At 35.8% G+C, this 11543-nt stretch carries 13 protein-coding genes; 12 read left to right on the top strand and 1 reads right to left on the bottom strand.

All coding sequences use genetic code 11. The annotated features are described in order from the left end of the window. Positions 1-192: 192 nt before the first annotated feature. Positions 193-570 (bottom strand): hypothetical protein, encoded by a 378-nt coding sequence (locus DM397_RS02125; RefSeq protein WP_239457773.1) that lies wholly within the window; start codon positions 568-570, stop codon positions 193-195. 473 nt (positions 571-1043) lie between these two features. Here DM397_RS02125 and DM397_RS02130 point away from each other — a divergent pair, with 473 nt between their 5' ends. From DM397_RS02130 to DM397_RS02185, 12 genes are all read left to right on the top strand, one after another. Then, positions 1044-1859, top strand: coding sequence for an alpha/beta fold hydrolase (locus DM397_RS02130; protein WP_111375974.1), 816 nt, complete (start codon positions 1044-1046; stop codon positions 1857-1859). 59 nt (positions 1860-1918) lie between these two features. Beyond that, positions 1919-2236, top strand: coding sequence for a phosphoribosylpyrophosphate synthetase (locus DM397_RS02135; protein ID WP_111375975.1), 318 nt, complete (start codon positions 1919-1921; stop codon positions 2234-2236). 105 nt (positions 2237-2341) lie between these two features. After that, entirely contained in the window at positions 2342-2974 is a 633-nt protein-coding gene (locus DM397_RS02140; RefSeq protein ID WP_111375976.1) for a hydrolase, read from the top strand. A 41-nt stretch (positions 2975-3015) separates the two neighbouring features. Next, positions 3016-4410 (top strand): alginate export family protein, encoded by a 1395-nt coding sequence (locus tag DM397_RS02145; protein WP_111375977.1) that lies wholly within the window; start codon positions 3016-3018, stop codon positions 4408-4410. 194 nt (positions 4411-4604) lie between these two features. Further along, positions 4605-5339 carry a M17 family peptidase N-terminal domain-containing protein gene (locus tag DM397_RS02150; protein ID WP_111375978.1) on the top strand — a complete coding sequence of 245 codons (735 nt, stop codon included), beginning with the start codon at positions 4605-4607 and terminating at the stop codon, positions 5337-5339. Positions 5340-5346: 7 nt separating this feature from the next. Further along, positions 5347-7233 carry an amidohydrolase gene (locus DM397_RS02155; RefSeq protein ID WP_111375979.1) on the top strand — a complete coding sequence of 629 codons (1887 nt, stop codon included), beginning with the start codon at positions 5347-5349 and terminating at the stop codon, positions 7231-7233. A 10-nt stretch (positions 7234-7243) separates the two neighbouring features. Then, positions 7244-7678 carry a DoxX family protein gene (locus tag DM397_RS02160; protein ID WP_167511680.1) on the top strand — a complete coding sequence of 145 codons (435 nt, stop codon included), beginning with the start codon at positions 7244-7246 and terminating at the stop codon, positions 7676-7678. Between the two features lie 263 nt (positions 7679-7941). Beyond that, positions 7942-8415 carry a Dps family protein gene (locus DM397_RS02165; protein ID WP_111369494.1) on the top strand — a complete coding sequence of 158 codons (474 nt, stop codon included), beginning with the start codon at positions 7942-7944 and terminating at the stop codon, positions 8413-8415. Positions 8416-8423: 8 nt separating this feature from the next. After that, positions 8424-9095, top strand: a complete 672-nt coding sequence (locus tag DM397_RS02170) for a YoaK family protein (RefSeq protein WP_111375980.1) — start codon at positions 8424-8426, stop codon at positions 9093-9095. 50 nt (positions 9096-9145) lie between these two features. After that, positions 9146-9508: a GNAT family N-acetyltransferase gene (locus DM397_RS02175; protein ID WP_338083529.1), complete on the top strand. Its 363-nt coding sequence runs from the start codon at positions 9146-9148 to the stop codon at positions 9506-9508. Positions 9509-9598: 90 nt separating this feature from the next. Continuing rightward, positions 9599-10219 carry an alpha/beta hydrolase gene (locus DM397_RS02180; protein WP_111375981.1) on the top strand — a complete coding sequence of 207 codons (621 nt, stop codon included), beginning with the start codon at positions 9599-9601 and terminating at the stop codon, positions 10217-10219. Then, the gene (locus tag DM397_RS02185; RefSeq protein WP_111375982.1) at positions 10219-10569 is read left to right on the top strand and encodes a cupin domain-containing protein; all 351 of its coding nucleotides are present in this window, start codon (positions 10219-10221) and stop codon (positions 10567-10569) included. The genes DM397_RS02180 and DM397_RS02185 overlap by 1 nt, the downstream gene beginning before the upstream one ends. Positions 10570-11543: the final 974 nt, after the last annotated feature.

Raw genomic sequence — 11543 nt, forward strand, 5'->3', positions numbered from 1 at the left:
AAAGAGCCAAAATGCTGTGAATAAGCCAAAGGAATGGCACCGTAACTGAAAATAGAAGAGTTTTCCTTTTCAATTACAAAACAAGATCAAAATCAGTTTTAAAAGAAAAAATAGATTGTAAAAAGCCAATCCAAAGTTAGAATTTGGAATTTGGAGTCTAAAAATATTGGAATTTAAAACTAAAAAAGACCTCTACACTATATAGAGCGGAGGATGAAAAGTAAGATTAGAAGCCCCGATTGGTTTCTTTACAGATAAAATAGAAGTATTCTCTTTTGATTCGATAACTGGAATCACGCTAAAATTGATTTCAGCAGTATTTTGAACATACACAAGCTCTAATTTATCTTTTAGGCTGTCCTGCATTTTTCGTTCGTTATCAGAATATTTTTTAATGCTTTTTTGAAGTTCGCAACGACCATTACAGCTATTAAAAGCTTGTTTACGCTGAACGCAAATGGTTTTGGCTATTTCTTTCTGATTGATTTTAAAAGAAGCATAAACGAACAAGCTGCCAAAAGATGGCGACAGAATTAAAATAGAAAGCGCTATGATGATTACCCTTTTCAATTGCTTGTTCAATAGTTGCTGGCAAAAATACATACTATTTTGTATTTATTTTAAAGCATTTATCATTTTTTATCTATAAAAACCATTCAATCCAGTTTACAGAAAAACGAACTCTGCACGAATTAACGAAATATCGTAAATAAAAAACTCCCTCTTTTCGATAAAGCCTTTAAAATAAAGGCATTGCAAATAAGGCACGCTAATTGGCTAAAGTCTGGCATTATTAACAAATATAAAAAGACGAAATATGACAACTAATAAAAACCCTCCAGTATCCAAGCCTCAGCGTATGTTAGAAACAAAAAAAATCACTTCTTAATCTAGATTAACCAATTCAGCTTTCACTCTGCAATACATTTGCAGTGTAATCATAACAAAACAAAACACAATACCGCTTATAAGTTTAAATTTTAAACCTATAAATCAATTTAAATTAAAAATATAAACAAATATTAATCATAAAATCGAAAACCATGAGCACATTTAAAGTAAAAGACGGAGCAGAAATTTATTACAAAGATTGGGGAAAAGGACAGCCAATTGTTTTTCACCACGGATGGCCTTTATCAAGCGATGATTGGGACGCACAGATGATGTTTTTTCTTCAAAAAGGATACAGAGTTATTGCCCACGATCGCCGCGGACACGGTCGCTCAAGCCAAACTTCTGAAGGAAATAACATGGAAACTTACGCATCTGATATCGCTCAATTAGTTGAGGCTCTTGATTTAAAAGATGCTATTCACGTTGGTCACTCAACAGGAGGCGGTGAAGTAATTCGTTACGCAGCAAAATACGGAAAAGGACGTATCTCAAAAGCAGTAATCATTAGCGCTGTACCGCCAATTATGGTGCAAAGCGAATCAAATCCTGAAGGTGTGCCTTTGTCTGTTTTTGACGAAATTAGAAAAGGGACAGCTTTTACTAGATCACAATATTTTTATGATTTTCCAATTCCTTTTTATGGATGGAACCGTGAAGGCCAAACAGTTCAAGAAGGAATTAAGCAAAATTGGTGGCGTCAAGGAATGATGGGTTCTGTTTTGGCTCATTATGAAGGAATTAAAGCTTTCTCTGAAACCGATTTTAGAGAAGATCTTAAAAGTTTAGATATTCCGGTTTTGGTTTTGCACGGAGAAGATGACCAGATAGTTCCTTATCACCAAGCACTAAAATCGGCTGCATTGCTGAAAAACGGAAAATTGATCTCTTACCCAGGATTTCCTCATGGAATGCCAACTACAGAAGCAGAAACAATCAACAATGATATTCTAGCTTTTATAAAATAACGCTTAAAATATAGCTGTCTGGAAAAATTCTTTGCAGACAGCTTAAACCTCTCTAGATCATGAGTTCACTACAACAACCCTATTTTGAAACCGTTACAGAAGCTTTGCAATGGCTGAATGGACAAGGTTTTACAGAAAACTTTAACCTCGATTCAGATTGTATACGATACAATAACAATACGCTTAGTATGTCTCCTGAAGATTTCAAAATTGAGTATTTATTTCGTTTTGAAGGCGATACTGATCCTGGCGATGAAGACATTGTGTACGGCATAATCTCTGACATTTACAATGTAAAAGGTGTTCTAACTAGCGCCTTTGGAATTTATGCAGACTCTGTTTCTGCCGAAATGATTAAAAAGCTTTCTACACACTAATATAAAAATAACAGCATATCGCAAGAATAACGATATATCGCTAGTTCTCTCGGAACCTAAAAATAATCTTTTAACTAATTATAAATCTAAAAAATAATAAACATCATGAAACCATCCTCTAACTTATTAACTCCAGACAATCACGCTTTAGTCTTAATCGATTTTGAAGGGCAAATGGCTTTTGCTACAGTCAATCTTCCTGTACACGAATTACGCACCAATGTGGCAATCGTTTCTGGAGCATCAAAAATCTTCAATGTAGCAACAGTAGTAACTACAGTTGCAGAAGAAAGTTTTTCAGGTCCTGTTTTCCCTGAAGTTGAAGAATTTTATCCAATTGCTACTTCTGGATATATTGACAGAACCACTATGAATACTTGGGAAGATGAAAACGCTTACAAGGCTATTGTAGCGAAAAACAAAAAGAAACTAGTTCTAGCTGGTTTATGGACAAGCGTTTGTATTGTTGGGCCTGTATTGTCGGCTATTGAAGAAGGTTACGAAGTCTACATTATTACAGATGCTTGTGGCGATGTAAGCAAAGAAGCTCACGAACGTGCTGTACAGAGAATGGTACAAGCCGGCGCAATTCCTATTACTTCTATCCAGTATTTGTTAGAACTTCAAAGAGACTGGGCGCGCGAAGCTACTTATGGACCTGTAACTTCTTTAATGAAAAAATATGGCGGTTCTTATGGTTTAGGCATTCAGTACGCACACAAGATGCTAAAACACTAATCAAGAAACCTAAATTTAGTATCAATCTCTTACGCTTCATTATGTTGGAATCAGCAAAATCCATACTATCCAAAATCCTTTTCATATGTATTGCTTCTTTTCTTTTAATAGGAAACACGGCATCGGCTCAAAACTTCAAGCTACTCCGTTACGATGAAAATTATGAATTTTTAAAAGATTCAAATCGAAACTTTTATGAAAGACTAAAATTCATTCCATTAAATCAAAAGAAAGACATTTATATGTCAATTGGCGGTGAAGCACGATATGAATATGTTGATTTCAACAATGAAGACTGGGGAAGATTTAATGTCGGACATAACAATTTCCTACTCCAGCGCTACGATCTTCATGCCGATATTCATTTAGGAAAAACCTTTAGAATATTTGCCCAATTAAGAAGTGCCTTAGAAGACGGTCGTACAAACGGAGCACGCGGGATAGACGAAGATCAGCTGAATGTTCAGAATTTATTTTTGGATGTGAATGTCTGGCAGCAAAAAGACAAAAAAATAACGATCCGTGCCGGAAGACAAGAATTAGATTATGGCTCTGGAAGATTGATTTCTGTGCGAGAAGGTCCAAATGCAAGGCTTTATTTTACAGGAGGAAAACTAATGTATACTTCGTCAAGAGTATCTGTTGATGCTTTTGCGATGATGGCAGATACTGTTTATACAGGCGTTTTTGATAACAAAATGTCTAAACAGCTTAACCTTTGGGGAGCCTATTCTAAAATAATATTTCCGAAAGCAGGAAATCTCGATCTGTATTATCTCGGGTTCAGAAGAGATGCTTCTGTTTTTGAAGAAGGAATTGCTCCCGAAAGACGCCATACAATAGGTTCTAGATTATGGAAATACGGCGGCGGTTTTATTTACAATCTAGAAGCAGCGTATCAGTTTGGAACATTCGGATCGGGAGATATCAACGCTTGGACAGGATCTATCGATATTGGATACATGTTTGAAAATATAAAATTCAAACCAACCATAAACCTTCGAAATGATTATATCTCAGGAGATAAAAATCAAGGCAACGGAAATCTCCAGACTTTTAATCCGCTATATCCAAAAGGAGGTTATTTTGGTTTTAGTCCGCAGGTTGGGCCAGTAAACCTTATCGATATTCATCCGTATGCCACATTGGATTTACTTTCAAATTTAAAGATGCAGGTCGATGTGGTTTTAAACTGGAGATATTCAACACAAGATGGAGTTTACAGACCAAGCGGTATTTTAAACCTCCGCGGAAGCGATTCTGATGAGAAATATATTGGAACGGCTTATCTCGCCAATTTTACATACGGTATCAACAAATATATTTCGGTTGTCAGCGGTATTCAGTACTTCAAAACAGGTGCTTTTATCAATGATGTCATTCCGAATTCTAAAGACGGCGTTTTCTTTAATGCTAGATTAACATTTAAATTTTAATAAAAATATACTGACGCTAAATTAGAACACTGATAACGCAGATTTGCTATCGCAAAGACGCTGAAAAAAACGGATTATTAAATAAAATCGTAAAAAAATCTGTGTAAATCCGCGCTTTTGCGATAGCAAATCCGTTATATCCGCGTCAAAATTTGTACGCATAAAAAAATAAAAACAACACTAAACCCTTAACCATGAAAACAAACACTTCAACATACAGAATTAGATTTTCGCATCTACTTCTTTTACTTATAACATTTGCAGGCTCACTTAGTAACAATGCATTTGCACAAACCGCTTCAATTGGTTCTACAGTAACTTGGGGGAAAGTAGACGGAATTGCAGTTAACGGATTGGTTCAAGGGCCATCTGCAGCAGAAGCTGATTTACAAGTTGCCTGCGTTTTTGAATATACAGAAGGTGATATTTTTAATCCTCCTGCTCTTCCTGCAAACCTAAACGGAATGGTGCATTTAGACGATGCGTTAAAAGGCATTATTACAGAATTACGCAAAAGCGGTAAATTTCAAGGACATTCTCTAGAAACTTTATTGATCACGCCCCCAAAAGGCACTTTGGCATCCAAACAATTATTATTAATCGGATTGGGAGACCGCAATAAATTCACACCCGATTTAATGATTAGCGTGGGAAGCACTGCCATGCGTGAAGCTTTACGTTTAGGCGTTTCAAATTATTCTTTTGCAAGCGATATTAAAGATGCAGGAATTGATTCTCCAACTGCTATAGTAGCCGAAAATGTGGTTTTAGGTTCATTTGAAGCCTATAGAACTCAATCTTATTTAAAAGAAAAAAAGTTAACGGATTATAAGCCTTTAACAAAAATTATTCTTCTTGCAGGCCCTGCATATTATACAGTTGCAGGAGAAGGAATTAAAGAAGCAATTGCAAAATTAAACTCTAAATAATCGAATTATGAAAGCAGATTTAATTTTATTCAACGGAAAAATTCATAGTTTCAATCCAGAAACTCCAGATGTGACAGCAGTTGCTATTAAGAACGGAAAATTTATTGCCGTTGGAAATGACAGCGACATTATGAGTTTTGCTTCTGAAGAAACCAAAATAATCGATCTTCAGAATAAAAGAGCGGTTCCTGGAATCAATGATTCACACATTCATCTTATTCGCGGCGGATTAAACTATAATCTAGAATTGCGCTGGGATGGTGTTCCTTCTCTAGCCGATGCTCTTCGAATGCTGAAAGAACAAGTAGATCGCACGCCAAATCCGCAATGGGTTCGTGTAGTTGGCGGTTGGTCTGAATTTCAGTTTGCTGAACGCAGAATGCCAACCTTAGAAGAAATCAATGCTATTGCGCCAGATACTCCTGTTTTTATTCTGCATCTATACGACAGAGCCATTATGAACAGAGCGGCGTTGAGAGCGGTTGGATACAACAAAAATACTCCTGCCCCTCCAGGCGGACAAATAGAACGCGATTCAAACGGAGAACCAACAGGACTTATTATTGCGACACCAAACGCGATGATTCTGTATTCGACTTTGGCAAAAGGTCCTACTCTTTCGTATGAACATCAGATTAATTCGACTCGTCATTTTATGAAAGAACTGAATCGTTTCGGAATCACAAGTGTTATTGATGCTGGTGGCGGATTTCAGAATTTTCCAGATGATTATAAAGTGGTGAATGAATTAAATGAAAAGAACCAATTAACAGTAAGAATTGCGTACAATCTTTTCACTCAAAAACCAAAACACGAATTTGAAGATTTCTCCGATTGGATTGATACTGTAAAATTATATCAAGGAAACGATATGTACCGCCACAACGGTGCTGGCGAAATGTTGGTTTTTTCTGCAGCCGATTTTGAAGATTTTCTACAGCCAAGACCAGATCTTCCAGAAAATATGGAAGCAGATCTAGAAAAAGTGGTTCGCCTTCTAGTAGAAAACCGTTGGCCATTTAGACTGCACGCAACTTACAACGAAAGCATTACCAGATTTTTGAATGTTTTTGAAAAAATCAATCAAGACGTTCCTTTCAACGGACTTCCTTGGATATTTGATCACGCAGAAACTATTGATGAAAGAAACATCGAACGTGTAAAAGCTTTAGGAGGCGGAATCGCTATACAAAGCAGAATGGCTTATCAAGGTGAATATTTTACAGATAGATACGGTGCAAAAGCAGCAGAAAACACACCGCCAATTAAGAAAATGCTCGAAATGGAAGTCCCTGTTGGCGCTGGTTCAGACGCTACACGTGTGAGTAGTTACAATCCGTGGGTTTCTATGTATTGGATGACGGTTGGAAAAACAGTTGGAGGATTGCAATTGTACAACGAAACCAGATTGAACAGACAAACTGCTTTGGAATTGTATACCAGAGGAAGCGCTTGGTTTTCGCAGGAACAAACTAAAAAAGGTGATATTAAAGTGGGAATGTTTGCCGATTTGGTAGTTCTCGACCGCGATTATTTTACAATTGAGGACGAAGACATTAAAAAAATCGAGGCTGACTTAACCATCGTAGACGGAAAAATTGTGTATGCCAACGGAGATTTTTCTTCTTTCTCCCCGCCTCATATTCCGATTCTACCAGATTGGTCGCCAACGAATATTTATAACGGATATCCTATGAGAAGCGGTCTGCAAAGTGCTATTGAAAAAAATGCAAAAGCAGATGCAAAACCAAAACTGACTTCGCAAATTCACAGTTGTTCAGGAAGTTGCGACGTTCATTTACACAATCACGATGCTGCACGAATGAGCAATGTTCCAGTTAACAATTATAATGCATTTTGGGGCGCTTTGGGCTGTTCTTGTTTTGCTTTTTAAACTTAAAAAAATGATTGATATTATAAAACAAATCCTTTATTCCGATTTAGGAACATCATTCAACAATGCGGCGCTTTTAGTATTTAGAATTCTACTTGCAGTTGAACTTTTCAGAGTACACGGAATGAAGAAATTCAGAGTCGAAAACGGACAAAAAGAACATGTTCCGAATCCGTTGCATTTGCCAGAAAAACTAAACGGTTTAGTTGCGACGTTTTCAGATACTGTAATTCCGTTTTTTATTATTCTGGGACTTGGAACAAGGCTCGCTGTCTTACCTACAATTGGTGTAACGGCAATTGGCTATTTTGTGGTTCACAAAAACGATTCGCTCGAAGTGCGCGATGTGCCCTACATGTACACTTTATCCTTATTACTGCTTCTTGCCCTTGGCGCAGGAACGTATTCACTTGATTATTATCTAATAACGTTTCTAAACAATTGATTTAAACACATAGAAACATAGTTTTTTGGAGCGAGTAAAAGGCGTTTCACTTGCATTAATACACATAGCTTTGACAAAGTTCTCGCAAAGAACTATGTGTGAGAAACTAGTTTCTTTCATTATTCTTTTCAAAATCAAGAAAAATCTATGTTTCTATGTGTTTATTCATTTAGATTCCACCATAACTCAAAACTCATAACTCATAACTCATAATTCATAATTCATAACTCATAATTCATAACTTAATAAAACCCAATTCAAAAATGAAAGCAAACATCGGAATCAAACAAGAGAACATCTCAAAAATCGTAGAAATTTTGACTAAAGTTCTTGCAGACGAATTTATACTTTACACCAAAACAAAAAGAGCACACTGGAACGTTGAAGGTCCTGATTTTTATAACAAACATATTTTCTTCGAACAGCAATATGATGCCATTGATGAAATTGTGGATACTGTTGCAGAAAGAATCCGTTCTCTAGGTCATTATACTCCAGCTACTTTAAAAGATTTCTTAGCTTTAACACATCTTACTGAAGAATTACAGGAAAAAAATGACAGTAATGGTTTTATTAAAGAATTACTTTTAGATCACGAAAGCATTATTATTTATCTTCGAGAAAACATCAATCTTATTGCTAACGATCTGCAAGATGCAGGAACAAGTGATTTTATAACTGGTCTTGTAGAAAATCATGAAAAAATGGCGTGGATGCTTCGCGCTCATTTAAACTAAATCATATTATGGAAATAAAACAAAACAATATTTGGTACGTAACCCTGCTTCTGACAATCATAGCAGGGTATTGCGATACCGTAACCTTTGTCGCTGCCGACTCGATATTTTCGGCGCATGTTACAGGTAACTTTATCGTATTTGCTTACCAGATTATCAAAGGCTCAGACCTTCATGCGTGGATAAAACTGCTTACTTTTCCCATTTTTATTATTGCAGTCATTACGGGAGGAAGAATTGCATTAAAAGCTACTAATCGTTACACTATTTTATTTTGGGAAGGCATAATACTGGTTTTAAGCGGCATAGCTTCTTATGCTTTCGGTTATCTTCAGAATTTCGAAGAATGGACAATGTACACTGTTGCCATGACGACTGTATTTGCAATGGGGCTTCAGAATGCTTTTGGAAAGCTTTACGCTAAAGAAACGCACGGCCCGACAACTATGATGACAGGAAATGTAACTCAGGCTTCTCTCGATTTGGGAAATCTTCTAAAAAACGGATTTAAAGACGCTGAAGTTCTATTAAGTTTTAAAAAGCAATTAGTTACTCTAATCGGATTTCTTGTCGGATGTTTTCTTGGAGCTGTTGCAGGAAAGTTTTTCGGATTAGGGACTTTAATTCTTCCAGGAACTGCTATGATTATTTGCTATTTATACCATCGAGATAGCCAGTAAACAAGCTTTTTTGAATTGCAGTTTACTAAATAATATAGTATCTTTAAAGAATGGTTTTATCTCTTTTTCCTAAAAAAGAAATTGCTGATATTAGGTATAAAACAAAAATACAACCCAATAAAATGGAAACAATAAAATTAGAATTAGACGAAAAAAAACACGGTGCTTTTAATCTCTATGTCGATGGTAAAAAACTGGGCGAAATGACAGTAAGCATCAAACCTGATCTATTGACGGTTTATCACACTGGAGTTGAGCCAGAAGGAGAAGGAAAAGGTTATGCAAAGAAACTTTTAGAAGAAATGGTATCGTACGTTCGTGCCAACAATTTGAAAGTTTTACCACTTTGTCCTTATGTACACGCACAATTCAAAAGGCATCCAGATGAATATGAAGATATTTGGAAGAAGTAGAAAGACGAAAGAAGCAAGAATAAAGAAGAAAGATTAAAGACTGGAGATGAAAGTCTCTAGTCTCTATACTAAAATTAAAGATTAAAAACTATGAATACAGATATATTAACAGACGGTGTTCCTTTAAACGAAGCGAAAAAAGCCTTAATCATGATTCACGGACGCGGTGCGAGTGCTCATGATATTCTTTCTATTGCCAAACATCTTAAAGTTGAAGATTTTGCATTGGTTGCTCCTCATGCAGAAAATAGAACTTGGTATCCATATTCGTTTCTGGCTCCGTTAAACGAAAACGAACCTTCATTTTCAAAATCTTTAGATGCAATTCATCAGGTTGTTGTCGCTATTCAACAAAACGGAATTGAGAAAGAAAATATCTATTTCTTAGGCTTTTCTCAAGGAGCTTGTCTTGCTTTGGAATTTACGACCCGAAATGCCGCAAAATATGGCGGAATCGTAGCTTTTACAGGCGGACTTATTGGTGATAAGGTGTATGAAAATCACTATTCTGGAAACTTTGAAAATACGCCAGTTTTTATTGGAACAAGCGATCCTGATTTTCACGTTCCTGTAGAAAGAGTAAATGATACCGAAGCGCTTATGGAAAAAATGGGTGCCGACGTAACTAAAAAAATCTATCCAAACATGGGACATACTATCAGTCAAGATGAAGTAGATTGCGCAAATGCATTGATTTTCAATAAAAAATAATGATCACTATAACCCGTGTTTACAGCGATACTAACGGAGAAAGTAATTTTGAAGACTTTGAAGTTCCGTTGAAAAACAATGGCGATATTGGATTTTTATCTGAAGATGAACCTGTCAAATCTATTGTTTTTAGAGAAGTAAGTCCGTCTTACGATTACGATTTTCATAATGCGCCTGACCGCCAGTACATTGTTTTACTGGAAGGAGGCGTAGAAATCGAAACTTCGCTGGGCGAAAAAAGAACATTCCCGACTGGTTCAATTTTATTGGTAGAAGACACTACTGGAAAAGGCCACAAAACAAAAAATATCAAGCCAAAACTTCGAAAATCAATATTTATAAAATTGTAATTTAAAAAAGTGCCTCTCCCGATAGCTATCGGGATAAAGGATTATTTTTTTTTGCCACGAAGACGCTAAGACGCAAAGTTTTTTTTAAAGAATAATAAAAGGGAATCTCACAAAGACGCAGAGTCGCAAAGTTTTTTTCTAAAATAAACTAATAAATTTAAATCTGCTCAAATCTGTTTAATCCCGATAGCTATCGGGAGCGTGAAAAAACATCAAAAATAAACGCAAGACTATGTGTATTTAAATAAGTGAAACGCCTTTTATACATCCCTAAAAAGCTATGTCTCTATGTGTTTAAAAAATAGCCACAGACTAAAGGATTCAATGGATTATTTTTGCCACGAAGACGCTAAGACGCAAAGTTTTTTTTAAAGAATAATAAAAGGGAATCTCGCAAAGACGCAGAGTCGCAAAGTTTTTTTCTAAAATAAACTAATAAATTTAAATCTGCTCAAATCTGTTTAATCCCGATAGCTATCGGGAGCGTGAAAAAACATCAAAAATAAACGCAAGACTATGTGGGTTTAAATAAGTGAAACGCCTTTTACACATCCCTAAAAAGCTATGCCTCTATGTGTTAAAAAAAACCACAGATTAAAGGATTCAATGTTTTTTTTTCCCATGAAGACGCAAAGTTTTTTTTTAAAAGAATAATAAAAATGAATCTCGCAAAGACGCAGAGTCGCAAAGTTTTTTTTTAAAATAAACTAATAAATTTAAATCTACTCAAATCTGTTTAATCCCGATAGCTATGGGGAGCGTGAAAAAACATCAAAAATAAACGCAAGACTATGTGTGTTTAAATAAGTGAAACGCCTTTTACACATCCCTAAAAAGCTATGTCTCTATGTGTTAAAAAAAAAAACCACAGATTAAAGGATTCAATATTTTTTTTTGCCACGAAGACACTAAGACGCAAAGTTTTTTTTAAAGAATAATAAAAGGGAATCTCGCAAAGACGCAGAGTCGCAAAG

This window comes from Flavobacterium nitrogenifigens, assembly GCF_003254565.1.
Classification (GTDB): domain Bacteria; phylum Bacteroidota; class Bacteroidia; order Flavobacteriales; family Flavobacteriaceae; genus Flavobacterium; species Flavobacterium nitrogenifigens.

What these genes read in the sequence shown, in the direction of transcription:
- DM397_RS02145 (WP_111375977.1), top strand. Translation starts at nt 3,016, where the DNA reads ATGTTGGAATCAGCAAAATCCATACTATCCAAAATCCTTTTCATATGT.
- DM397_RS02165 (WP_111369494.1), top strand. Translation starts at nt 7,942, where the DNA reads ATGAAAGCAAACATCGGAATCAAACAAGAGAACATCTCAAAAATCGTA.
- DM397_RS02170 (WP_111375980.1), top strand. Translation starts at nt 8,424, where the DNA reads ATGGAAATAAAACAAAACAATATTTGGTACGTAACCCTGCTTCTGACA.
- DM397_RS02135 (WP_111375975.1), top strand. Translation starts at nt 1,919, where the DNA reads ATGAGTTCACTACAACAACCCTATTTTGAAACCGTTACAGAAGCTTTG.
- DM397_RS02175 (WP_338083529.1), top strand. Translation starts at nt 9,146, where the DNA reads ATGGTTTTATCTCTTTTTCCTAAAAAAGAAATTGCTGATATTAGGTAT.
- DM397_RS02180 (WP_111375981.1), top strand. Translation starts at nt 9,599, where the DNA reads ATGAATACAGATATATTAACAGACGGTGTTCCTTTAAACGAAGCGAAA.
- DM397_RS02140 (WP_111375976.1), top strand. Translation starts at nt 2,342, where the DNA reads ATGAAACCATCCTCTAACTTATTAACTCCAGACAATCACGCTTTAGTC.
- DM397_RS02160 (WP_167511680.1), top strand. Translation starts at nt 7,244, where the DNA reads ATGATTGATATTATAAAACAAATCCTTTATTCCGATTTAGGAACATCA.
- DM397_RS02130 (WP_111375974.1), top strand. Translation starts at nt 1,044, where the DNA reads ATGAGCACATTTAAAGTAAAAGACGGAGCAGAAATTTATTACAAAGAT.
- DM397_RS02185 (WP_111375982.1), top strand. Translation starts at nt 10,219, where the DNA reads ATGATCACTATAACCCGTGTTTACAGCGATACTAACGGAGAAAGTAAT.
- DM397_RS02155 (WP_111375979.1), top strand. Translation starts at nt 5,347, where the DNA reads ATGAAAGCAGATTTAATTTTATTCAACGGAAAAATTCATAGTTTCAAT.
- DM397_RS02150 (WP_111375978.1), top strand. Translation starts at nt 4,605, where the DNA reads ATGAAAACAAACACTTCAACATACAGAATTAGATTTTCGCATCTACTT.